This is a genomic window from Streptomyces avermitilis MA-4680 = NBRC 14893, from assembly GCF_000009765.2.
Lineage (GTDB): Bacteria > Actinomycetota > Actinomycetes > Streptomycetales > Streptomycetaceae > Streptomyces > Streptomyces avermitilis.
This window is the reverse complement of the sequence record NC_003155.5, coordinates 3,188,894-3,211,748: the sequence shown is the minus strand read 5'-3', so window position 1 is coordinate 3,211,748 and position 22,855 is coordinate 3,188,894. Positions and strand designations below refer to the sequence as shown.

Below are 22,855 nucleotides of genomic sequence, written 5' to 3'. Positions count from 1 at the left end.
CGGCCCCGGGCCGCCCTTTCTCACTCGAACGGGCGGCACCGGGGCCGGTGTTGATCAGCTGATCAGAGGTATGCGGTTCAGCGGTAGGCGGACCTGGGGTACAGGGACTGAGGTACGCGGATCCGCGCTACGCGGGTCAGAGCTTCGTCCACGCCTCCGTCAGCACCTGCCGGATGATCGATTCGATCTCGTCGAAGGTCGACTGGTTGGAGATCAGCGGCGGCGACAGCTGGATGACCGGGTCACCGCGGTCGTCGGCGCGGCAGTAGAGGCCGTACTCGAAGAGCTTCTTGGAGACGAAGCCGTAGAGCACGCGCTCCGACTCCTCGTCCGTGAACGTCTCCTTGGTGGCCTTGTCCTTCACCAGCTCGATGCCGTAGAAGAAGCCGTTGCCGCGGACGTCGCCGACGATCGGCAGGTCGTGCAGCTTCTGGAGCGTCGTGAGGAACGCGGACTCGTTGTCCAGCACGTGCTGGTTGAGGCCCTCGCGCTCGAACAGGTCGAGGTTGGCGACACCCACGGCGGCGGAGACCGGGTGGCCGCCGAACGTGTAGCCGTGCAGGAAGGTGTTGTCGCCCTTGTAGAACGGCTCGGCGATGCGGTCGGAGACGATGCACGCGCCGATCGGGGAGTAGCCCGAGGTCATGCCCTTGGCGCAGGTGATCATGTCCGGTACGTAGCCGAACTTGTCGCAGGCGAACATCGTGCCGAGGCGGCCGAAGGCACAGATGACCTCGTCCGACACCAGCAGCACGTCGTACTGGTCGCAGATCTCGCGCACGCGCTGGAAGTAGCCGGGCGGCGGCGGGAAGCAGCCGCCGGCGTTCTGCACCGGCTCCAGGAAGACGGCCGCGACCGTCTCCGGGCCCTCGAAGAGGATCTGCTGCTCGATCTGGTCGGCGGCCCAGCGGCCGAAGGCCTCGGGGTCGTCGCCGAAGAGCGGGGCGCGGTAGATGTTGGTGTTCGGGACCTTGTGGGCGCCCGGGACCAGCGGCTCGAAGGGGGCCTTCAGGGCCGGCAGGCCGGTGATGGACAGGGCGCCCTGCGGGGTGCCGTGGTAGGCGACCGCGCGCGAGATGACCTTGTACTTGGTCGGCTTGCCCTGGAGCTTGAAGTACTGCTTGGCGAGCTTCCAGGCGGTCTCGACCGCCTCGCCGCCGCCGGTGGTGAAGAAGACCTTGTTGAGGTCGCCCGGGGCGTAGTTCGCAAGGCGCTCGGCCAGTTCCACGGCCTTCGGGTGGGCGTAGGACCACACCGGGAAGAAGGCCAGTTCCTGAGCCTGCTTGAACGCGGTCTCCGCCAGCTCCGTGCGGCCGTGGCCCGCCTGGACCACGAACAGACCCGAGAGACCGTCGAGGTAGCGCTTGCCCTTGTCGTCGTAGATGTAGGTGCCCTCACCACGGACGATGGTGGGAACGGGCGCGTTCTCGTACGAGGACATGCGGGTGAAGTGCATCCACAGGTGGTCGTACGCGGTTCGGCTGAGGTCCTTGCTCACGGCTATCGGGTTCCCCACATATAGGTCTGCTTCTTGAGCTTCAGGTAGACGAAGCTCTCGGTGGAGCGCACGCCGGGCAGGGCCCGGATGCGTTTGTTGATGACGTCCAGCAGGTGGTCGTCGTCCTCGCAGACGATCTCGGCGAGGATGTCGAACGAGCCCGCGGTCATCACCACGTACTCGACTTCCGACATGGCGGTCAGCGCGTCCGCGACCGGGTCGAGGTCCCCCTCGACATGGACGCCCACCATCGCCTGCCTGCGGAAGCCCACGGTGAGCGGGTCCGTGACGGCGACGATCTGCATCACGCCCTGGTCGAGCAGCTTCTGGACGCGCTGGCGTACGGCCGCCTCGGACAGGCCGACGGCCTTGCCGATCGCGGCGTACGGGCGACGCCCGTCCTCCTGGAGCTGCCCGATGATGGCGAGGGAGACGGCATCCAGCTGGGGAGTGCCGTTCCTGGACTCGCGGGAGTCCCTCTGGTCTGCGCTTCGACTGGCCACGACCTCACTGTGCACGAGGAGTCGTTTGTTTCGCAAGGCTCGATCGATGAAATTCGTTGTTTACGTGAGGGAAGCCTGCGGATTTCGCAGTTCTGGCGGGATCGGGGGTGTTGAAAACGTGGGGGCACGGATTAGGGTGGGTGTCTCAGCGTTTGGACACTCGTACTCCCGAACTTTGGAGGCCCGGCAGTGAGCACCGAGCTGCGTCGTCTGCGTAACCACATCGACGGCGAATTCCGTGACGCCGCCGACGGACGGACCACCGAGGTGGTCAACCCCGCGACCGGTGAGGCGTACGCGACGGCGCCACTGTCCGGGCAGGCGGACGTCGACGCCGCCATGGCGGCCGCCGCCGCGGCCTTCCCGGCCTGGCGCGACCAGACCCCGGCCGAGCGCCAGAAGGCCCTCCTCAAGATCGCGGACGCGTTCGAGGAGCGGGCCGAGGAACTCATCGCGGCCGAGGTGGAGAACACGGGCAAGCCGATCGGGCTGACCCGCTCCGAGGAAATCCCGCCGATGGTGGACCAGATCCGCTTCTTCGCGGGCGCCGCCCGCATGCTGGAGGGGCGGAGCGCCGGCGAGTACATGGAGGGGATGACCTCGATCATCCGCCGCGAGCCGATCGGCGTCTGCGCCCAGGTCGCGCCGTGGAACTACCCGATGATGATGGCCGTGTGGAAGTTCGCCCCGGCCCTCGCGGCGGGCAACACGGTCGTCCTCAAGCCGTCGGACACGACGCCCGCCTCCACCGTCCTGATCGCCGACATCATCGGTTCGATCCTGCCCAAGGGTGTCTTCAACGTCATCTGCGGCGACCGTGACACCGGCCGCGCGATGGTCGAGCACCCGACACCGGCGATGGCCTCCATCACCGGTTCGGTCCGCGCCGGCATGTCGGTCGCCGAGTCCGCCGCCAAGGACGTCAAGCGCGTCCACCTGGAGCTGGGCGGCAAGGCGCCGGTCGTCGTCTTCGAGGACACCGACATCCCCAAGGCCGTCGAGGACATCTCGGTCGCGGGCTTCTTCAACGCCGGGCAGGACTGTACGGCCGCCACCCGCGTCCTCGTCCAGGAGTCCATCCACGACGAGTTCGTGGCCGCGCTCGCCAAGGCGGCCGCCGACACGAAGACCGGCCAGCCGGACGACGAGGACGTGCTGTACGGGCCGCTGAACAACCCGAACCAGCTGAAGCAGGTCGCCGGCTTCGTCGAGCGCCTGCCCGCCCACGCCAAGGTCGAGGCGGGCGGTCACCAGGTCGGCGAGAAGGGCTACTTCTACGCCCCGACCGTCGTCTCGGGCCTCAAGCAGGACGACGAGATCATCCAGAACGAGGTCTTCGGACCGGTCATCACCGTCCAGTCCTTCACGGACGAGGCGCAGGCGATCGAGTGGGCGAACGGCGTCGACTACGCCCTCGCCTCCTCCGTCTGGACGAAGGACCACGGCCGCGCGATGCGCCTGTCGAAGTCCCTCGACTTCGGCTGCGTGTGGATCAACACGCACATCCCGCTGGTCGCCGAGATGCCGCACGGCGGCTTCAAGAAGTCCGGCTACGGCAAGGACCTCTCGGCGTACGGCTTCGACGACTACACGCGGATCAAGCACGTGATGACGTCGCTGGACAGCTGACGTCGCCGGCCGGCTGACGTCGTCGGCCGGCTGAGGGCGTGAACGCCGGGGCCCCGGACGGGAGATGATCCGTCCGGGGCCCCGGGTGTTTCCTCTCGGCGCCGGTCCGGCGGTCAGGCGGTCCGGCTGTTGCTGTTGCAGCTGCCGGTGCCGTCGGCCACGGAATGATCGACAAGGTGTCGGGCCGGAGCGGATGTGCTCGACGCAGCGTCGATTGCCCGCCCCCGGACAGGGGCGGCATGCTGCAAGGGTGCCCCAGACTCCTAGGACGCCCTCGCTCTCCCGCCGCTCCCTCCTGCGTGCGCTGGGCGGCACCACCGCGCTCGGCGCCCTCGCCGGCTGTGGCGTGCCCGCCGCCTATGTGCAGCCCGGCGACCGTGCCGCCGCGGACCTGTCCGTCAGCGACAAGCGGCTGACCTGGGCGAACTGGCCGCTGTACATCGACACCGACGACAAGGACACGACCCGGCGTCCCACGCTGGAGGCCTTCGAGAAGCGCACCGGGATCTCCGTCGACTACGTCGAGGAGATCAACGACAACGACGAGTTCTTCGGGAAGATCAGCCCGTCCCTGATGAACCACCAGCAGACGGGCCGCGATCTCATCGTCATCAGCGACTGGATGTGCGCCCGCTTCGTACGGCTCGGCTGGGTCCAGGAAATGGACCGCGCACGCCAGCCGAACGTCGCCAGGTACCTCGATCCGCTGCTGCGCTCGCCGGCCTTCGACCCGGGCCGCACGTTCTCGGTGCCGTGGCAGTCGGGCATCACCGGTATCGCGTACAACCGCCGCAAGCTGGGCCGCGAGATCAAGCATGTGTCGGACCTGTGGGCGAGCGACCTCAAGGGCCGGGTCACACTCCTGTCCGGCCTGGACGAGGCGTTCGCGCTGCTGATGCAGGGCAACGGCGTGGACATCACCCGGTGGACGGCGGACGACTTCCACAGGGTCTGCGACCAGGTCGAGAAGCATGTGCGCAGCGGCCAGATCCGCCGCTTCACGGGCAACGACTACATCAAGGACCTCTCCAGTGGCGACGTGCTCGCCTGTCAGGCGTACTCGGGCGACGTGATCCAGCTCCAGGCGGACGATCCGGACATCCACTTCGTCGTCCCGCAGGAGGGGGCCGAGCTCTGGGCGGAGTCGCTGATGATCCCCAATCTGGCGCGCCACAAGGCGAATGCGGAGCGGCTGATCGACCACTACTACGAGCCCGCGGTCGCCGCCGAACTGGCAGCGTGGGTCAATTACGTCTGCCCCGTCCCGGCGGCCCAGGACATCCTGGCCTCGTCCAAGGACGAGGACACCGCCGCCCTCGCCGAGGACCCGCTGATCTTCCCGGACGCGTCGATGCGGGGGCGCCTGGCGATCGCGCGGGACATCACGTCCACGGAGCGCGTGGAGTTCGCGAAGCGGTGGAACGCGATCGTGGGACTGTAACAGGGCCACGTACGACGTGTGACGAGGATTTTTAGTTGGCACAAAAGAGGGATAGTTGGCACTGACTCAGCGTTCGGCAGTGGCGGTGCAGGTCACGCAGTGATGCTGCTGACAGGGGTTTGAACTGCTGTTATGCCGGGGTGCGGTTGCAGTGATTGAGCGGGGGCCGTCGTTTCCTCAGCCGCTGCGACCGGGATGTCGAGCGGAAGCGCCTTGCCTTGGTCGCGGGTTCTCATCACATGAGTCGCGTCGAGGTTCAGGCATCGACGGCGGCGGTTCGGGGAGTGGCGTCGGACTCTGGGAAACCTGAGACATCGATGTGGCGGCCTGGCGCAGCACATGACCGGCGGGGAGCTGACCCTCGGGGCGGTGCTGGCCCGGCTGGAAGAACGGGAACGCGAGATCGCCGCGCAGGCCGAGACGACGGGAGAGCAGATCGCGCAGCTGACCGCACGGCTGGACGAGCTCGGCAGAGCCGCCGAGGAGGTCAGGATCACCCGCAAGACGCTGCGGGTCGTCGGGACGGTCGAAGTGGCTGGTCAACCGGGGATCGGGAGGCTGTGGAGCCTGCCGATCGCGTGGGTGATGACGTCGGTCCAGGGCCATCGGACGGCGAAGCGGAGCCGGTGGCGGCGTCCGGTGTTCACGAGCTGAGCGGCGGCGGAGAACAGGCGCAGGCGGAGCTTCTTGGGTTCCCAGCGGCGGGTTTGGCCGGTCAGTGCGAGCATCGGCATCCAGGCGAGGAGGTCGAGTGCGAGGGGGATGATCTCCAGCCAGATCCGGTTCTGTGCGGTGTCGTGCAGGGGCAGGTTGCGCAGGCCGGTGTCGCGGGCGTTTCGGATGCGGTCCTCGCAGCGGGACGGTCTGCGGTGGCGCAGTTCGAGGTCGGCGAGCTGGCCGCCTGGGTGTTGGTGGCGAAGCAGGTCAGCCGCAGTCCGTCGAGGTCGGTGAAGCGCAACTGGGCGCCGGGGTGCGGGCGTTCCTTTCTGACGATCAGCCGCATCCCCTTCGGCCAAGTGGTCAGGTCGGGCATGTCGGTGATCTCCAGCGACCCAGGCGCCGGGCCGTTCGGTGCGGATCAGGGTCTGCCGTCCCCGCCGCAGGTGTTTGGGCAGTTGAGCCAGGGCGAGTTGGGCGGTTTCGATGTGGGCGGCAGCTGAGGGCGAAGGGCGGGCTGCCCCGGACGACCCTCACCAGACGGTGCAACCGGGCGCACGATGTGCACTCGGCCACGCCGGGTGAGCAGTAGGTGGCCCGCCGCACGGGGACGATGACGAGTTCCCTCGATCAGCGGGCCGGCCGCGGCGCCGACGCCTCCCTCCACGGCTTCCCGCCCCCCGGCCCCAGGGAGCGATCTTGTCCGGGCGAGCAGACAATGAGCGCGAGAGACCCTCTCGCGACAGTGGCGAGTGGCGAGTGGCGAGTGGCGAGAGGCGAGAGGTGGGGTTCTGCGGTCTGGAGGTCGTGGGACATGGGACCGGTGCGGCCATGACGGTCGAAGAGCGGACTCCTCAAGTCGGCGCACGCCTTCCCGTCGAGGCCGTGAGCCGCCACCCCGGGCCGATGGAGCGCGCCGGTCCCGCGGAGCCGCGGAACGTCCCGTCACCCGGCCCGCGGGACGAATGCGTGTCCATCCGGAACTTGGTGGCGCGGCTGAGGGCCGACTACCCCTCGGCCGACGCGGTCACCGTCGAGGTGACGGTCAGGACCGCGTACGACGTGTTCGGTGTGGCCAACCTGGCGGCCGGTCTCTTCCAGGGCTTCCCGGTCAGCACGAGCGGCTCCCGTACGGCGGTGGCGGAGCGCGCGGGGGCCAGAAGTCAGCTCACCGGGGTCGTCGGAGCGGCGCTCATCGTCCTCATGCTCGTGCTGGCTCCGGGCCTGTTCCGCAACCTCCCCCAGCCGGCCCTTGCCGCCGTGGTGATCACCGCGTCACTGTCGCTGGCCGACATCCCGGGAGCGGTACGACTGTGGCGGCAGCGCCGGACGGAGTTCCTGCTGTGCATCGCGGCCTTCGCCGGCGTGGCCCTGCTCGGCGTCCTGGAAGGCATCGCCATCGCCGTGGCCCTGTCCGTCCTCAACGTCTTCCGACGCGCCTGGTGGCCGTACAACACCGTGCTGGGGCGGGTGCAGGGCCTGGAGGGCTACCACGACGTCCGCTCCTACCCACAGGCCGGGCAACTGCCGGGCCTGGTGATCTACCGGTTCGACGCCCCGCTCATCTTCGCCAACGCCAAGGCCTTCCGCGACGAGATCAGGCGACTGGCCGACGCGGACCCGCGGCCGAGCTGGATCGTGATCGCGGCGGAGCCGATGACGGACGTGGACACCACCGCCGCCGACGTCCTGGAGGAACTCGACGAGACGCTCAACGCGAACCACGTACACCTCGTGTTCGCCGAGCTCAAGGACCCCGTACGGCGCAAGATCGAACGGTATGGGCTCACCCGCACCATCGACCCCCGGCACTTCTTCCCCACCGTGGAGGCCGCCGTCGCCGCCTTCCGGCTGCGCACCGGAGCGGAGTGGACGCCCCTCACCACCGCCGAACAGCCCGCCCGGCCCAAGCCCGACACCGCCGCTCCACCGCCCGCCGACGAGCGGTGACCGCCCTCCGGGTGGGAGAAATCGGTGTGCTTGGGCGAGCCGAGCCGAGCCGAGCCGAGTCGAGCCGCAGCCCGCGGCGGGCTGACGCCGGACGCCTTTGCATCTGGATCCGGCGTTGACCGAACGGGTGCGGGCGCGCAGCCGGTACGCCGGGAGCGAGTGGCGCTGCCGGCCCGGCCCCCGTCCGGGCGGACGGCTCCGGTCAGCGTCTTCCCGCGCGGGTGAGTGCGTCCTCCGCCTGCGCGGCCAGGGTGGCGACGAGATCGGCCGCGGACGGCAGATCCTTGATGAGGTCGATGGCCTCGCCGGCCCACACCGGCAGCGAGGGGATGTTTCCCTGCGCGACGTCGCGCTGGTAGTCCTGTCGGGCCCGGGGGTCCCCGGCGAGTTCGGCTTCCCGGCCCCGCCACCGGTCGAGGTAGGGGTGGCCGAGGGTGCGCGCGGTGTACTTCGACGGCCACCGAGAGCCCCGGGCGATGTCGAGCACCCGGTTGCGCTCGGTGTCCCCGCCATGTCCCTCGACGATCGCCTTGGCGGTCGAGGGGTCCACCAGGGCCTCGGTCGTGGCTTGGAAACGGGTGCCGACGAGCGCCCCGGCGGCGCCCAGAGCCAGGGCCGCCGCCACACCGCGGCCATCGGCGATCCCACCGGCTGCCAGCACCGGCACCGGTGCCGCCAGATCCACCACGACCGGCACGAACGGCAACGTGGAACGCCCCTGCCGGGCCCCGTGCCCACCGCTCTCGGTGCCCTGGGCCACGATGACATCGGCGCCCAGGTCGACCGCCTGCCTGGCCTCGTCCAGATCGGTCACCTGAACGATCAGCACAGCGCCCGCCGCGCGAACGCACTCCGCGAACGGGCTCGGGTCCCCGAAGGACAACATCACCGCCCGGGGGGTGTGCTCCAACGCCCGCTCGACCGTGCTGCGGTCGATCGCCCAGGTCTGGAAACCGATACCCCATGGCCTGCCGCCGGCCTGCGCAACGAGTGGCAGTTCGCGGGCCAGCCACTCCCGGTCCCCGCCCCCGGCGCCCAGCATGCCGAGCCCGCCGCCGCGAGAGACCGCCGCCGCCAGGGCACCGCCGGCCGATCCGCCCATCGGCGCCAGCGCGATCGGGTGTTGCACACCGAACAGTTCCGTGAACCGCGTCGACAGCCCCATAGCCGCCATCATGCCCCCCGGAGCACCCCGCGTGGGAAGGCGCCCGGCTGAAGGTCTGAGCCGCGCGGCTCTTCCCGCGCGGTAGGGGGCATGGGCATGGGTCACCCTGCCCATGCCCCCTACCAAGGGCGGTCTACGGCGCGTCCACCACCGTGCCCGTCCGCACGGGGTGGTCGGGAAGCGGCTCGGCGTTGTCGTCGGTCAGCGCGAGGCGTACCGACTCGGCCGGCTCGGCCAGTTGGTCCTTCACCGTCGGCACGACGAAGTCGGCGGTGGTGGCCCCGGCCGGAATGCTCGTCCACACCCACACGTTCGCCTTGGAGAGCGCGCGCTCCGGGTCGGGGAGGTCACCGGTGTGGTCCGTCAGCCACTGCGGGTCCACGTCCTTGGTGGACAACTCGGCGCCCTCGGTGACCGGAAGCGCCCGGACCGGCTGCCAGACGTCCACGTCGGCGGGCTCGGAGAGGGAGATCCGCCACGTCAGCGTCCCTCCCTCGGTCACCCGGTCCGTGACCGGCGTCATGGTGACCGCGGGCGCGGGGTCGTCGTTCACCGCGGTGACGCCGCCCCGGTACGAGCCGATGACGGCGCCGCGCACGGCCTTCGCGATGAGGTCGTTCTGCTCGTCGTAGCCGAAGCGCGTGTCGCCCTTCACCTTCACGGGCACGTCGATGGGGTTGCTGCCCGGCCGTACCGTGATCAGCTTGTCCTTGGCCCGTCCGGTGCCCGGGTCGAGGACGGAGAAGCGGACCTTGCCGCTGCCGTGCCCGGAGACCTGGACCGGGATGTGGTACGTACGGGTGCCCGAGTCGCCCTCCTTGACGGAGAGCCGGCCGATGTCGACGCGCGGCAGTGTCGCCGCCCTGGCCGCCGGGGTACCGGGGGCCCAGCCCCAGGCATCCATCAGCCAGGCCCGCCCGGACCGTGAACGCGGGGTCAGTTCGAGGGACTTGACGTGCCTCAGGTCGAGACCGGCGCGGGTGGCCGCCGTCAGCGGGACGCGCAGCTCGCGCGCCCAGTAGGAGGCGGTGCGCTCGGAGCCCGGCAGCCCGTCGGCCTGGACCCGGCCGAGCTTGGCCCGGCGGCCGGAGGAGTCGGTGACGGCCACGTCCAGCTTGGTGCCGGTCGCGTTCGGCGGCACGAACACGCGCAACGCCAGGCTTTTCGCACCGGAGAGGGACACCGGAGCGGCGGGGCGGACCTTCGCCGCCGTGCCCGGCGTCGACCACTTCAGCGCGACCGCGCCGCGGCCGGTCTCCTTCTCCGTCTGCCACCCCGCGAAGTGCGGCGACGACCCGTTGGTGTCGGGGTTCAGGCATGCCCTGGCCGGGTCGGGGTCGACCGCCGAGCACAGCCTGCCGCCGGTCACCTTCACCGGTGCGTCGGGCAGGAAGCCGCCCGTGCGGCGGGCGCCGACCGCGTGGGTCAGCACGCGGGCCGGGTCGGCCGAGGGGGCGCGCCGGCCCGAGCCGTCGAGCAGCGGGCGCACCCGGTCGTCGCCGGCGACGAACAGCCGGGCCGCGGCGGCGATATAGGTCGCGCCCGCCTGGTGCTGCCGGTCGGCGGTCAGCCGGGTGCGGGTGCCCGTGGAGCACACCGGGTCGGGCTGCCCTTCCGGGTCGTCCCAGAAGTCGTCGGAGGAGGGTGCCTCGGACTTGCCCGGCGTCCACTCGGTGTTGAAGAAGTTGTGGTTGGCGCCCACCACGTAGACGGCGCTGTGCAGGGCGGTGCCCCGGCTGACCCCGCGCGTCCCGTCGACGTACACCTCGCCCTGGAGGTCGGAGACGTCACCGTCGCAGCCGGGGAGGATCGTCGTGGACGGCACGTCGGCGACCGGATTCTGGCCGAAGATCGTCGGTCCGATGAGGACGGTCCCGCGGATCTTCCAGCGCACCGGGCCCCGGTAGCCGTCCTGCGCGGCGGGCGGCGGGTAGAGGCTGTCCATGGCGGCCCGGTTGACGCCCTCGCCGCCGCGCGAGTGGCCGACGAGCAGGACGCGGGACAGGTCGGCCTCGGCCGCGTCGGGCACGCCCGCCGGGGCGGAGCCCGGGTGGGCGGCCCAGCCGGCCCACTTGGCGAGGTGCTGCCGCACCAGCGAGGAGCGCGCCTGCGCACCGCCGTCCTCGGCGTCCCCGTCCTGGCCGTTGATGCCGTTCGCCGAGATCGACACCGTCACATAGCCCTGGGAGGCCAGCAGCTTCTGGTCCTTCAGATAGCCCTTGTGGCTCGGGATCGGCTGCGTGCCGGCCGCGCAGGGCCAGTCGATGGTCACGTCGTCCTCGGACCCACCGGGCTTGAAGCAGGTGGTGTGGCGGCCGTGGAGGAACAGCGCGAGCGGCCGCTTGCCGGTGGCGCCCTCGGGTGCGACGACGACGGCCTGCATCTCGACCGGCTGGGCGAAGCCGGGCAGCTTCACCGGGTCGAGGTCGTACTCGCCGGTGACCGTGCGGTACGAGCCCGGCCTGCCCGGGTCCACGGAGTTCGCCGGGAGCCGGGCCGGGGGCTGCGCGGCCGCCGCGGAGTTCCTCGGCTTCTTGGTGCCGGTGGTGCCGGCGGGCGCGTCCAACCGGCGTCCGGCCGCCAGGACTTGAAGGTCCTTCAGCGGGGTGGCTCTACCGAGAGCGAGCCGGAACGTGTGGCCGTCCTTGGCCGCCTTCGGCACCCCGAGCAGCCGGCCGTCCGCGTGGAACTCGACGCGGGCGTCGCCCACGGGCACGGCCCTGTCCGACCGCCAGACCAGTTCCCGCGCGACGCCCTCCCCGGTGACGCGCCAGCCCGGCGGCAGCGGACTGTCGGCCTCCGCTGTCAACGGCTTTGCCTGGGGCGGCTGTTGGGCCTGGGCCAGCCCCGGTGAGCCCGCCAGGGCCGCGAGCACGGCCAGGGCGGTGACACCTATTCGCCGGGTGCGGTTCAAGGGTCCCCTCCTCATACTTCGAGCGCGGGCGCCCCGTCGGTACCGGGGGCCCCTCGCGCCTCGAAGGAAGCGAAACGGGACCTGTGGGTTGCCTGTGCCGCGGAAGTGCGCCCGCACAGGACAAGAATCGAGTCACCCGTGATCGAATCTCCCGTACCCGCGGCGCGCCGGGCATGGCCGGCCGGCCCGGGGTGGTGCGCGGGACTACCGTCGGCGGCATGGACGGTGATCGCCGAGGGTGGCGCCAGTGTTTGCTCAGCGGGGCGGTGTTCGCCGTGTGCATGGTCGGCACCACGCTGCCGACCCCTCTCTACGGCCTCTATCAGGAGAAGTTCGGGTTCTCCGAGCTGACGGTGACCGTCGTGTACGCCGTGTACGCCTTCGGGGTCATCGGCATGCTGCTGCTGGCGGGCAACGCCTCGGACGCCGTGGGCAGGCGGCCGGTGCTGCTGGCGGGTCTGGGATTCGCGGCCGTGAGCGCCGTCTGTTTCCTGTGCGCGACCGGGCTGGGCTGGCTGTATGCGGGGCGGCTGCTGTCGGGGCTGTCCGCCGGCCTGTTCACCGGGGCCGCCACGGTGTACGTGATCGACCTGGCACCGTACGGCGGCGCCTCCCGGGCCACGTTCGTGGCGACGGCCGCCAACATGGGCGGGCTGGGCTGCGGTCCACTGCTCGCCGGTGTGCTCGCGCAGTACGCGGCCTGGCCGCTGTACCTGCCGTTCGTCGTGCACCTCGCGCTGGTGGCCGGCTCGGCCGCCGTCCTGCTGTGGCTTCCGGAGACCGTTCGGGAGCCGCGGCCGCTGAGCACGGTACGGCCGCAGCGTCCCGCTCTGCCCTCGCAGGTGCGGGCGGTGTTCGTGCCCGCGGCGACCGCATCGTTCGTGGGGTTCGCCCTGTTCGGGGTGTTCACGTCGGTCAGCCCGGCGTTCCTGGAGCAGTCCCTCGGCGTGGACAACCGCGCGGTGGTCGGGCTGATCGTCGCGCTGGCCTTCTTCGCCTCGACCGCCGGGCAGTTGATGGTCGGCCGGGTCGGGGTGGGGCGGTCGTTGCCGCTGGGCTGTGCCGGTCTCTTCGCCGGGCTGGCGCTGCTCGCGGGCGCCCTGCGGTGGGACCTGTTGTCGCTGGTGGTGCTGAGCGCGCTCGTCGGCGGGGGAGGGCAGGGGCTGGCGTTTCGCGGGGCGCTGTCGGCGGTGGCCGAGGCGTCTCCCGCGGACCGGCGTGCCGCAGTGATCTCCACGCTGTTCGTGGTGGCGTACGTGGGCATCTCGGTGCCGGTGATCGGGGTGGGGGTACTGACGGGTCCGATCGGCCTGGAGGGTGCGGGGCTGGTGTTCATCGCGTGCATGGCCGTCCTGGTCTCGACCGCGGCCGTCTACCTGCTCCGGCGGCCGGTACGGGCGAGGACGTGAGCGCGGGCGGACGCGGTCACGCCGGACCGCGCCGCCGCTCGCCTGCCGGCGGATCCGGCCGTCAGCCGGACCAGCCCGGTCGAGTCAATCCCCGTCAACTGGCCTGCGGCGCGGACCGGTCGGCAGCCGCCGAGGGACGTCGCGACGGTTTGTCCGTGCACTTCCTGGCGACAGCGCGGCGTGCGCCCGATGGCCGGCATCCTTTTGGCCGGCTCCGAGTGAGTCGGTCGAGGGCGCGGGGCGCGAACGGCCAGGGCGGTTTCGGTGGGGTCAGGTGTCCGCGGCCCGCGCGGTGACGGGCGTGCCGATCTCGACCGTGCGGCTGACCGTGCAGAGCCGGTCGTGGGAGGACTTGACCGCCCGGGGGAGGATCGCGCGGGCGCGGTCGCCGGGTTCACCGTCCGGGAAGGCGACGGAGAAGGTGACCACGAGGTCGGTCATCCGGTTGCCGAGCTCGTCACTGATCTTGTTGCCGGTGACGGTGACGGCGAATCCGGTGGGCTCCGCGTGGCGGCTGGTGGCGACGTCGACGTCTACCGCGGTGCAGCCCCCGATCGCGGCGAGCAACAGCTCGACCGGGGTGAAGTCGGTGTCGCCGGGATCGGAGCCGGTGCCGAAGCCGATCGTGCCGCCGCGCACGTTCGTCGCGGTGAAGTGGCCGGTGCTGGTCCGCTCGACGCTGACAGAGCGCAGGGTGTGTTCGGTCATGCCGCCGACATTAGTGTCGGGCTGCGCAGACCGCCGTGGATGTCGGTCCGGTCGAGGTGGAGCCTTGTGCGCGGAGTGCGCTGCGGACGGACGGACGGACGGACGGACGGACGGATGGACGGACGGACGGGCGGACGGGTGGGCGGACGGGTGGGCGGGCCACGGGCCGCACGGCGAACGGCGCGAGGCACGGGATCGCCGACGCAGGCATGTGCACCCTCCGTAGCGTCTCAGTCGACGTGCTCGTCGGGCGTAGCCGCGCCGTTCGCCGTGCGCGCGTCACCAGGTCCTGCCTGGTCAGGGGTGTCGAGAACCTCGTGCAGCCAGGCGCGTTCGGCACGGCTGGTGGCGCGGGCGACCCGCATCATGCCGCGCCGGTAGGGGTCGGCGACCTCCTCCGCGCGCACCGGGCGGTCGCCGTCGTAGAAGAAGCTCGCCGGCTCCTCCAGGAACGCCAGACGCCGGCGCAGCACCGCGTGCTGGTCGGCGATGTCCGGCAGCCGGGAGAGGAAGGCCAGGACCGTGAAGAACTGGCTGCCGTCGGTGATCGCCTGGTCGGCCGGGTGCCGCAGGCGCTGAAGCAGTTCGGCGTGGCCGGCCTCGGTCAGGCTCAGCACGTACCGCTGGGCGGCCGCCGCGCCCGGCTCGACACGTCGGTCCAGCAGCCCCCGCTTCACCAGACGGTTGATCGCCGGGTAGAGGCTGCCGTCGCTGACAGGGGTGGTGTGGCCGGACAGCTGCGCGATACGGCGGCGCAGTTCGTAGCCGTGCAGCGGGCCGCCTGCGAGGAAGCCGAGGATCGCGAGTTCGAGCATGGCCGCCATCATCCCACATCGAATCGATATACCCTGAAGCGATGCATACCTTGAAGCAACGCTTGAAGCGATGCATGTCTTGAAGCGATGCATACCTTGAATCGATGGATGACGAATCGATGCCGAGGCTGATGACTTCGAGCTGCTGACCGGCCCGGCCCCTCCCGCGCCAGCCCCCCGCCCCCCGCGCCGCGCCGCCCAGCGCGGCGCGGCGCGGGAGGGGCCGGACGCAAGGCCCGGTGTCAGGACTCCGTACCCGAGCCCGGCCGGTCACCTCCTGTTGCCTGTTCGATCGGGGGGACGTCGGGCAGGGCCGACTTCTCCTCGCCGCGGAAGGTGAAGGTCTTGGTCTCGCCCTCGCCCTCCGTGTCGACGACCACGATGTGGCCCGGACGCAGCTCCCCGAAGAGGATCTTCTCGGAGAGGGTGTCCTCGATCTCGCGCTGGATCGTGCGGCGCAGCGGCCGCGCCCCGAGCATGGGGTCGTAGCCCTTCTGCGCGAGCAGTTCCTTCGCGGACTGGGCGAGTTCGATGCCCATGTCCCGGTCCTTGAGGCGCTCGTCGACCTTGGTGATCATCAGGTCGACGATCGCGAGGATGTCGTCCCGCGTCAGTTGCGGGAAGACGACCACGTCGTCGACGCGGTTGAGGAACTCGGGGCGGAAGTGCCGTTTGAGCTCGTCCGCGACCTTGTTCTTCATGCGCTCGTAGGTGGACTTGGAGTCGCCCTGGGCGGCGAAGCCCAGGTTGAAGCCCTTGGAGATGTCCCGGGTGCCGAGGTTGGTCGTCATGATGATGACCGTGTTCTTGAAGTCCACGACCCGGCCCTGGGAGTCGGTCAGCCGACCGTCCTCCAGGATCTGCAGCAGCGAGTTGAAGATGTCCGCGTGGGCCTTCTCGACCTCGTCGAACAGGACCACGGAGAACGGCTTGCGGCGGACCTTCTCGGTCAGCTGCCCGCCCTCTTCGTAGCCCACGTAACCGGGAGGCGAACCGAACAGACGCGAGACCGTGTGCTTCTCGCTGAACTCCGACATGTCGAGGGAGATCAGCGCGTCCTCGTCACCGAACAGGAACTCCGCCAGGGCCCTCGACAGCTCGGTCTTACCGACACCGGACGGGCCCGCGAAGATGAACGAACCACCCGGACGCTTCGGGTCCTTCAGACCCGCACGCGTACGACGGATCGCCTTCGACAGCGCCTTGACGGCGTCCTTCTGGCCGATGACCCGCTTGTGGAGCTCGTCCTCCATGCGCAGGAGACGACTCGACTCCTCTTCTGTGAGCTTGAAGACGGGAATGCCCGTCGACGCGGCCAGAACTTCGGCGATCAGCTCGCCGTCGACCTCGGCGACGACGTCCATGTCGCCGGTCTTCCACTCCTTCTCCCGCTTGGCCTTCGCGGCCAGGAGCTGCTTCTCCTTGTCGCGAAGGGAGGCGGCTTTCTCGAAGTCCTGCGAGTCGATCGCGGACTCCTTGTCGTGGCGCACGCCCGCGATCTTCTCGTCGAACTCGCGCAGGTCCGGCGGCGCGGTCATCCGGCGGATCCGCATCCGGGAACCCGCCTCGTCGATCAGGTCGATCGCCTTGTCCGGGAGGAAGCGGTCCGAGACGTAGCGGTCGGCGAGCGTCGCCGCCTGCACCAGGGCCTCGTCCGTGATGGAGACACGGTGGTGTGCCTCGTAACGGTCCCGCAGGCCCTTGAGGATCTCGATCGTGTGGGGGAGGGAAGGCTCCGCCACCTGGATCGGCTGGAAACGCCGCTCGAGAGCCGCGTCCTTCTCCAGATACTTCTTGTACTCGTCGAGTGTGGTGGCGCCGATGGTCTGCAGCTCACCGCGGGCCAGCATCGGCTTCAGGATCGAAGCCGCGTCGATGGCGCCCTCGGCGGCACCCGCACCGACGAGCGTGTGCAGCTCGTCGATGAACAGGATGATGTCGCCGCGGGTGCGGATCTCCTTCAGCACCTTCTTCAGGCGCTCCTCGAAGTCACCGCGGTAGCGGGAACCGGCGACCAGCGCACCCAGGTCCAGGGTGTAGAGGTGCTTGTCCTTGAGGGTCTCGGGCACCTCGCCCTTGACGATCGCCTGAGCGAGGCCCTCGACGACGGCGGTCTTGCCGACACCGGGCTCACCGATCAGGACCGGGTTGTTCTTCGTACGGCGGGACAGCACCTGCATGACCCGCTCGATCTCCTTCTCGCGCCCGATGACCGGGTCGAGCTTGGACTCACGAGCGGCCTGGGTGAGATTCCGGCCGAACTGGTCGAGGACCAGGGACGTGGAGGGGGTGCCCTCGGCAGGACCGCCCTCGACGGTGCTCTCCTTGCCCTGGTGGTAACCGGAGAGCAGCTGGATGACCTGCTGCCGCACCCGGTTGAGGTCTGCGCCCAGCTTGACCAGGACCTGGGCGGCGACACCCTCGCCCTCACGGATCAGGCCGAGCAGGATGTGCTCCGTGCCGATGTAGTTGTGGCCCAGCTGAAGGGCCTCGCGGAGCGACAGCTCCAGGACCTTCTTGGCACGGGGAGTGAAGGGGATGTGCCCGGACGGGGCCTGCTGGCCCTGGCCGATGATCTCCTCCACCTGCTGGCGGACCGCCTCGAGCGAAATCCCGAGGCTCTCCAGGGCCTTGGCGGCGACACCCTCACCCTCGTGGATCAGGCCCAGGAGGATGTGCTCGGTGCCGATGTAGTTGTGGTTGAGCATCCGGGCTTCTTCCTGAGCCAGGACGACAACGCGCCGCGCGCGGTCGGTGAACCTCTCGAACATCGTTGATCGCTCCTCAGGAAGGGTGCGGTGGTCGTAGGGCCACGACGGGCGGTCGGGGCGGAGGCGGGACCGGGGTGCGGCGCATGACGTATGCCCTAGTTGTCCAGCTCGCCCGCGAGCGTCCGGGCCGCGTCGATCTCCTTGTCGTTCAGTCCCCAGTGTCCGGCTTCCCGGTCCTGTTTGGCCTGTTCGTCGATCCAGCGATTGTGCGCCTCCCACGCGGCCTGCTTGCTGGTGCCGAGGGCGGCGCCGATCTGTGACCAGGAGGCACCGGCCCGGCGGGCGGACCGTACGGAGAGCTGACGGCCGTAGGCCGCCTTGCGGGCGAGCACCTCGCCGAGCGCGAGAAGCTCAAGGGCTTCCTCGCGGGTCAGGGGTGCCGCCGATCCGGTGGCCTCGTCCGGCTCGGCGCCGTCCCCGCCGCCCCCGTCACCCAGGTCGTCCACGTCGTCCACGTCGTCCGGGGGCGGGGCGAGGGCGTCGCGTGTGCGCAGTGCGTCGAAACGCGCCGCGGCGGACAGCAGCGTGTACTGGCGCTCTAGCTCGTCAGGAGTGGCCACGTCTTCCACGGTGCCATCAAGCCACCTTGACGTCAACGCATCCTTACGTCAGACGGCGTCCTCGGGGTGAAGTGGCCCGGAATGCTTTTTGAACGCGTTCAAGTCGGGGGGTACGCTCCAGTCATGAGCGACAGAGTCGCCCTTCTCAAGGGCATCCGCGGGTGGCTGGTCGTCTTCGTCGTCTGCCTGGTGCTCAGCGGCGCCACGGCCTTCCCCCTGGTGCACGAACTGCGCTGGACCGAGGACCTGCTGCGGTCCCTTTCCGTGCCGGACCGCCTGCCCGGCCTGATGGACTGGATCGAGCGTGTCCGCCGCGGGCTCGACGCCACCGACGCGAAGTACCCCTTCGTGCTGTACGGCACGGACTGGCTGGCGTTCGCGCACCTCGTGATCGCGGTCGCCTTCTACGGCCCCTATCGCGACCCCGTCCGCAACATCTGGGTCGTCGAGTTCGGCATGATCGGCTGCGCCGGCATCGTCCCGCTCGCCCTCATCTGCGGTCCGATCCGCGGCATTCCCTTCTGGTGGTCGGTCGTCGACATGTCGTTCGGGGTCTTCGGGGTGATCCCGCTGTACGTCCTGCGCAAGAAGATCAAGCGGCTGGAGGCGCTCACGGCCGCCCCGCCCGCGGCCGCGGTCGTCACCGCCTGAGCGCCGCCGGCCGCCTCGCCGACCCCGGTCAACCCCCTTGGCGTGCCGACGTGTTGCCGGAGTCCCCGGGGCGGATGGAGCGAAAGTTCTTCGGCGGGAGGAAAAACTGTTATTGCGGAGGGCGGCACTCCGTCTCCTGTGGTGTCCGAGGACTCCACGCGTGGTGTCCGAGGGCTCCACGAGCCGACTGTGACCTGCGGCATAGCGCACGGGCAGGTCCAACCTGGTTCGGGGCATCCTGCTCTGATCAGCGCGCCATCGAAAGGGACGTACGTGGACGGGCGGCAGTGGCACTCCACCATCGCGGCCGCGCAGGCCGGTGACCGGGAGGCACTCGACGAGCTGGTCGCGGGCTGGCTGCCGCTGGTCTACAACGTCGTCGGCCGCGCCCTGGGCGGCCACGCGGACGTCGACGACGTCGTGCAGGAGACCATGCTGCGCGCCGTCGACCACCTCGGCTCGCTGCGCGATCCGGACAGCTTCCGGTCGTGGCTGGTCGCGATCGCGATGCGGCAGATACGTGACCGGGCCCGGCGGCGCACGGCGGAGCCCCTGACCGACGGCGCGGGCGACCAGGCCGTGGACTTCGCCGAACTCACCGTTCTGCGGCTCCAGTTGGAGGGCCAGCGGCGTGAGGTCGCGGAGGCGGTGCGCTGGCTCGACGCCGAGGACCGGCAGCTGCTGTCCCTGTGGTGGCTGGAGGTCGCGGGCGAACTGACCCGGCGTGAGCTGGCGGCGGCGGTCGGCATCAGCCGTCAGCATGCCGCCGTACGGGTGCAGCGGACGAAGGCCCGCCTGGAGACCGCGCGCGGCATCGTGCGTGCCCTCGACTCGTCCTGCCCCGAGCTGCGTGACATGACCGCCCGCTGGAGCGGACGGCCCGACTCGGTGTGGCGCAAGAGGCTGGCCCGGCACATCCGGGGCTGCGGGTACTGCGCCGGGCCGGGCGAGGCGGTCGTACCGGCAGAGCGGCTCCTCGCCGGGATCGCGCTCGTTCCGGTCCCGGCCGGTTTCACCCTGTCGCTGGCGCTCGGCGGCAAACCGGCGGCGGCCGCCACGGCGGCGTCGGCCGGCTGGTCCGCCAAGGTGCTCGGTGTGCTCGGCAAGCCCGCCGTCGCGGTCACGGCGGGCGCGACCTTCGCGGCGGGCGGCGTGTACGTCGTGACGCAGACGCCCGACCACCCGCCGCGCCGGGCTGTCGCCGCGCCGACGGCGGCGAGCACGGCGCGCCCGCCGTCGGTCACCCGGTCCGCCTCGCCGAGCCCCAGCCGCACCACGAGCCCCAGCCCGAGCCCGTCGAAGACCCGGGTCCCGCTGTACGGCACTGTCGTCGACGCCGTCGACAGCGCGCCCTCGGCGGATACGCCGCCCAAGGTGCTGCCCCGCCGTGCCGAGAAGGGCGTCACCGCGACGGGCGCACCCGCGACCGGTCTGACCCATCGCGGCGAGACGGTCACCCTCAGCGGAGAGGGCTATTTCCGGGTCCGGTGGCAGATCCAGCCCAAGGAACGTCCGGGGAGCGTCGCGATGCCGGCCTGGACCGGACTCGACGGCAGGCTCTTCCACGTCGCCTCGGGCGGCGGCCACCGTATGGACGATCCGCAGCCCGGCACCACGGACGGCACGACCTGGATGGGCGGTCCGGCCACCGGCCTGGCCGTACTGCCGTCCGGCACCCAGCAGATGTGGCAGAACGAGTACTTCTGGATCGACGGCACCGTCACCCTCCACCAGAACGAGCGCGGCGCCGACTACAACCTCTTCGTCGAGACCTCGTCCTGGGGCAAGGCGGCCCAGGACGTCCGCACGGGGCCCGAACAGGGCGCCGTCCGCTACGGCCTCGTACGCGACAACGGCAAGGACACGGCCCCGGTGCCGCAGTACCTGACGCGGTCCGCCCCCGCGGACCCGGCGACGGTACGGCAGCGCTCCCGCGTCACTCCCTGAACCCCCATTGACTCGGTCCCCCCGTGACTAAGTCCCCCCTCATGAACGGCCCCCCATGAACGGCCCCCCATGAATCGGCCCCCCATGAATCGGCCCCCGTGGCTCGGGCCTCGTGAGACTCAGTCCTTGCGCAACGCGCACAACGCGTCGATACGGTTCGTCGTGATCGCGTCGACGCCCATGTCGAGCAGACGCCGCATCGAACGGCGGGTGTCGGGGGTCCACGCCGACAGCAGATAGCCCTCGCGGTGCACGCGTGCCGTGAGCTCGCGGTCGACCAGCGAGAAGCGGTAGTTGAGCCAGCGCGGGCGCACCGCGTCGAGCAGCGCGGGGCGCGGCGGTGCGAGCGTCGTCCAGGTCAGGGCGATCTCGGCGGCGGGGTCGGCCGCGCGCACCGCGAGCATGGCCGGGGCCCCGGCGCAGTAGTACACGCGCTCCTCGGCTCCGTACTCCCGGATGACGTCGACGATCCTGCGCACCGCCCGGGGGCCGGCACCCGGCAGGTCCAGCATGACCCGGCTCTCCCCGGTGGCCGCCAGCGCGTCGACCAGCGTCGGCACCCCGCCGTCCGTCAGCCCCCGGACCTCGTCCCAGGAGAGCGACCGCAGCGGCCGGTCCTGCTCCCACAGCCGCTTCAGCGTCTCGTCGTGCAGCAGCACGGGAACGCCGTCACGGGTGAGCCGTACGTCGATCTCGACCGCGTCCGCGCCCTGCCGGAGCGCGGAACGCAGCGAGTCGATCGTGTTCTCGCGGACGCGATAGGGGTCGCCACGGTGGGCGACGGCTGTCACGGTGCGCATGGGATCCCTCGTGATCGTGGCGTGCTGGTGGTTCAGGGCGCGAGCCATGCCGCGGTGTACGTGTCGATCTCGGCGGCGATCCGGGCCTTGCCCGCGGCGTCGAGGAAGGACGCCTCGACGCTGTTCTTGGCGAGGCCGGCGAGGCCCCGCTCGTCGAGGTCGAGGAGGCGGGCGGCGATCGCGTACTCGTTGTTGAGGTCGGTGCCGAACATCGGCGGGTCGTCGGAGTTGATGGTGACGACGACGCCGGCCCGGACGAACTCCTTGACGGGGTGCTCGTCGAGCGTGCGGACCGCGCGGGTCGCGATGTTGGAGGTCGGGCAGACCTCCAGCGGGATGCGGTGCTCGGCGAGGTGGGCGAGCAGCTTCGGGTCCTGGGCGGAGCTGGTGCCATGTCCGATGCGTTCGGCGCGCAGGTCGGTGAGGGCGTCCCAGACCGTCTCGGGTCCGGTCGTCTCACCGGCGTGCGGCACGGACCGCAGCCCGGCGGCGATCGCCCGGTCGAAGTACGGCTTGAACTGCGGGCGCGGTACGCCGATCTCGGGGCCGCCGAGCCCGAAGGAGACGAGCCCCTCGGGGCGCAGCCGGTCGTCGGTGGCGAGCCGCACCGTCTCCTCGGCGGACTCCAGGCCCGCCTCGCCGGGGATGTCGAAGCACCAGCGCAGTACGGTCCCGAACTCGGCCTCGGCCGACTTGCGGGCGTCCTCGATGGCGTCCATGAACGCGCGCTCGTCGATGCCGCGCCGGGTGGAGGAGAACGGGGTGATGGTCAGCTCGGCGTACCGCACCTGCTGCCGGGCGAGTTCACGGGCGACCTCGTACGTCAGCAGCCGGACGTCCTCGGGGGTTCGGATGAGGTCGACGACGGACAGGTACACCTTGATGAAGTGGGCGAAGTCCGTGAACGTGAAGTAGTCGGCCAGGGCCTCGGGGTCGGTCGGCACGCTGGAGTCGGGGTGGCGGGCGGCCAGCTCCGAGACGATGCGGGGGGAGGCGGAGCCGACGTGATGCACGTGCAGTTCGGCCTTCGGCAGTCCGGCGATGAAGGAGTGCAGGTCGCGCCCGGTCTGGGCGTCGCGGGTGCCACGGGCGTCGAAGTGCTCGGTCAAGGGTTCCTCCCCAGGAACGGCGTCCTCGCACCGGCTGCGGGCGGGACGCGGGTGATCGGCTGATCGGTGACTCAGGGATCATCGTAGGCTGCGGCCCCCGCGAGGGAGGCTCGGGCCGTAGCATGACGGAACGCACGACAGAGGGGACCCCGCGCATGTCCGACGACGCTCAGGCGCCCAAGGCACCGGAGAACGCCGCGCCGGACCCGTGGGCACCCCCGGAGCCGGGCACCCCGGCCGACGCGAGGGCGCAGGGTGCGCAGCAGGCGGACGCGGTACCCGTGCCGCGGGTGGATCCGGGCAAGGGTGTCGAGGACGCCCGACCCGA

Annotated in this window: 15 protein-coding genes and 3 pseudogenes; 7 read left to right on the top strand and 11 right to left on the bottom strand. The window is 70.7% G+C overall.

Annotated elements, in window-relative coordinates; genetic code table 11:
• Positions 1-136: 136 nt before the first annotated feature.
• Together SAVERM_RS13605 and SAVERM_RS13600 are read right to left on the bottom strand one after the other, a co-directional pair.
• On the bottom strand, positions 137-1,516 hold the full coding sequence (locus SAVERM_RS13605) for an aspartate aminotransferase family protein (RefSeq protein ID WP_010984048.1): 1,380 nt from the start codon (positions 1,514-1,516) through the stop codon (positions 137-139).
• On the bottom strand, positions 1,501-2,016 hold the full coding sequence (locus SAVERM_RS13600; protein WP_037649711.1) for an Lrp/AsnC family transcriptional regulator: 516 nt from the start codon (positions 2,014-2,016) through the stop codon (positions 1,501-1,503). The genes SAVERM_RS13605 and SAVERM_RS13600 overlap by 16 nt, the downstream gene beginning before the upstream one ends.
• 174 nt (positions 2,017-2,190) lie before the next feature.
• On the opposite strand from SAVERM_RS13600, the gene SAVERM_RS13595 reads away from it, so the two are divergent.
• The 3 genes from SAVERM_RS13595 to SAVERM_RS43050 all read left to right on the top strand — a co-directional run bounded on the left by SAVERM_RS13595 (position 2,191) and on the right by SAVERM_RS43050 (position 5,725).
• The gene (locus SAVERM_RS13595; protein ID WP_010984046.1) at positions 2,191-3,630 is read left to right on the top strand and encodes a gamma-aminobutyraldehyde dehydrogenase; all 1,440 of its coding nucleotides are present in this window, start codon (positions 2,191-2,193) and stop codon (positions 3,628-3,630) included.
• 250 nt (positions 3,631-3,880) lie between these two features.
• Positions 3,881-5,071 (top strand): ABC transporter substrate-binding protein, encoded by a 1,191-nt coding sequence (locus tag SAVERM_RS13590; RefSeq protein ID WP_010984045.1) that lies wholly within the window; start codon positions 3,881-3,883, stop codon positions 5,069-5,071.
• Positions 5,072-5,410: 339 nt separating this feature from the next.
• Positions 5,411-5,725: a hypothetical protein gene (locus SAVERM_RS43050; protein WP_037649709.1), complete on the top strand. Its 315-nt coding sequence runs from the start codon at positions 5,411-5,413 to the stop codon at positions 5,723-5,725.
• Here SAVERM_RS43050 and SAVERM_RS40040 read toward each other — a convergent pair.
• Positions 5,611-6,237, bottom strand: a pseudogene (locus SAVERM_RS40040) (transposase); the annotation flags it as partial. The gene SAVERM_RS43050 and the pseudogene SAVERM_RS40040 sit on opposite strands and share 115 nt — an antisense overlap.
• Positions 6,238-6,796: 559 nt before the next feature.
• On the opposite strand from SAVERM_RS40040, the pseudogene SAVERM_RS13575 reads away from it, so the two are divergent.
• Positions 6,797-7,678 (top strand): annotated as a pseudogene (locus SAVERM_RS13575) (SulP family inorganic anion transporter); the annotation flags it as partial.
• Positions 7,679-7,880: 202 nt separating this feature from the next.
• Here the strand turns inward: SAVERM_RS13575 and SAVERM_RS13570 are convergent.
• Together SAVERM_RS13570 and SAVERM_RS13565 are read right to left on the bottom strand one after the other, a co-directional pair.
• Positions 7,881-8,843: an NAD(P)H-dependent flavin oxidoreductase gene (locus tag SAVERM_RS13570; protein WP_037649705.1), complete on the bottom strand. Its 963-nt coding sequence runs from the start codon at positions 8,841-8,843 to the stop codon at positions 7,881-7,883.
• Between the two features lie 133 nt (positions 8,844-8,976).
• Positions 8,977-11,772, bottom strand: coding sequence for an alpha/beta hydrolase family protein (locus tag SAVERM_RS13565; RefSeq protein ID WP_010984040.1), 2,796 nt, complete (start codon positions 11,770-11,772; stop codon positions 8,977-8,979).
• 203 nt (positions 11,773-11,975) lie between these two features.
• Here SAVERM_RS13565 and SAVERM_RS13560 point away from each other — a divergent pair, with 203 nt between their 5' ends.
• On the top strand, positions 11,976-13,166 hold the full coding sequence (locus tag SAVERM_RS13560; RefSeq protein WP_037649786.1) for an MFS transporter: 1,191 nt from the start codon (positions 11,976-11,978) through the stop codon (positions 13,164-13,166).
• A gap of 270 nt (positions 13,167-13,436) precedes the next feature.
• Here SAVERM_RS13560 and SAVERM_RS13555 read toward each other — a convergent pair whose 3' ends face one another.
• From SAVERM_RS13555 to SAVERM_RS13540, 4 genes are all read right to left on the bottom strand, one after another.
• Positions 13,437-13,874, bottom strand: coding sequence for an OsmC family protein (locus SAVERM_RS13555; RefSeq protein WP_010984038.1), 438 nt, complete (start codon positions 13,872-13,874; stop codon positions 13,437-13,439).
• 230 nt (positions 13,875-14,104) lie between these two features.
• Positions 14,105-14,689 carry a PadR family transcriptional regulator gene (locus SAVERM_RS13550; RefSeq protein WP_078234493.1) on the bottom strand — a complete coding sequence of 195 codons (585 nt, stop codon included), beginning with the start codon at positions 14,687-14,689 and terminating at the stop codon, positions 14,105-14,107.
• A 242-nt stretch (positions 14,690-14,931) separates the two neighbouring features.
• Positions 14,932-17,460 carry an ATP-dependent Clp protease ATP-binding subunit gene (locus tag SAVERM_RS13545; RefSeq protein ID WP_010984036.1) on the bottom strand — a complete coding sequence of 843 codons (2,529 nt, stop codon included), beginning with the start codon at positions 17,458-17,460 and terminating at the stop codon, positions 14,932-14,934.
• A 95-nt stretch (positions 17,461-17,555) separates the two neighbouring features.
• Positions 17,556-18,020, bottom strand: a complete 465-nt coding sequence (locus SAVERM_RS13540; protein WP_037652091.1) for a hypothetical protein — start codon at positions 18,018-18,020, stop codon at positions 17,556-17,558.
• 123 nt (positions 18,021-18,143) lie between these two features.
• Between SAVERM_RS13540 and SAVERM_RS13535 the strand changes: the two genes are divergently transcribed.
• Entirely contained in the window at positions 18,144-18,671 is a 528-nt protein-coding gene (locus SAVERM_RS13535; protein ID WP_037652067.1) for a hypothetical protein, read from the top strand.
• A gap of 273 nt (positions 18,672-18,944) precedes the next feature.
• A complete protein-coding gene (locus tag SAVERM_RS13530; protein WP_037652065.1) occupies positions 18,945-20,618 on the top strand; it encodes an RNA polymerase sigma factor in 1,674 nt (557 codons plus the stop codon).
• Positions 20,619-20,737: 119 nt separating this feature from the next.
• Here the strand turns inward: SAVERM_RS13530 and SAVERM_RS13525 are convergent, their stop codons facing one another.
• Together SAVERM_RS13525 and SAVERM_RS13520 are read right to left on the bottom strand one after the other, a co-directional pair.
• Positions 20,738-21,418, bottom strand: coding sequence for a glycerophosphodiester phosphodiesterase (locus SAVERM_RS13525; protein WP_010984032.1), 681 nt, complete (start codon positions 21,416-21,418; stop codon positions 20,738-20,740).
• Between the two features lie 32 nt (positions 21,419-21,450).
• A pseudogene (locus tag SAVERM_RS13520) lies at positions 21,451-22,583 on the bottom strand (adenosine deaminase).
• Positions 22,584-22,855 lie beyond the last annotated feature (272 nt).

What these genes read in the sequence shown, in the direction of transcription:
- SAVERM_RS13525 (WP_010984032.1), bottom strand. Translation starts at nt 21,418, where the DNA reads ATGCGCACCGTGACAGCCGTCGCCCACCGTGGCGACCCCTATCGCGTC.
- SAVERM_RS13545 (WP_010984036.1), bottom strand. Translation starts at nt 17,460, where the DNA reads ATGTTCGAGAGGTTCACCGACCGCGCGCGGCGCGTTGTCGTCCTGGCT.
- SAVERM_RS13535 (WP_037652067.1), top strand. Translation starts at nt 18,144, where the DNA reads ATGAGCGACAGAGTCGCCCTTCTCAAGGGCATCCGCGGGTGGCTGGTC.
- SAVERM_RS43050 (WP_037649709.1), top strand. Translation starts at nt 5,411, where the DNA reads ATGACCGGCGGGGAGCTGACCCTCGGGGCGGTGCTGGCCCGGCTGGAA.
- SAVERM_RS13555 (WP_010984038.1), bottom strand. Translation starts at nt 13,874, where the DNA reads ATGACCGAACACACCCTGCGCTCTGTCAGCGTCGAGCGGACCAGCACC.
- SAVERM_RS13560 (WP_037649786.1), top strand. Translation starts at nt 11,976, where the DNA reads ATGGACGGTGATCGCCGAGGGTGGCGCCAGTGTTTGCTCAGCGGGGCG.
- SAVERM_RS13550 (WP_078234493.1), bottom strand. Translation starts at nt 14,689, where the DNA reads ATGCTCGAACTCGCGATCCTCGGCTTCCTCGCAGGCGGCCCGCTGCAC.
- SAVERM_RS13570 (WP_037649705.1), bottom strand. Translation starts at nt 8,843, where the DNA reads ATGGGGCTGTCGACGCGGTTCACGGAACTGTTCGGTGTGCAACACCCG.
- SAVERM_RS13565 (WP_010984040.1), bottom strand. Translation starts at nt 11,772, where the DNA reads ATGAGGAGGGGACCCTTGAACCGCACCCGGCGAATAGGTGTCACCGCC.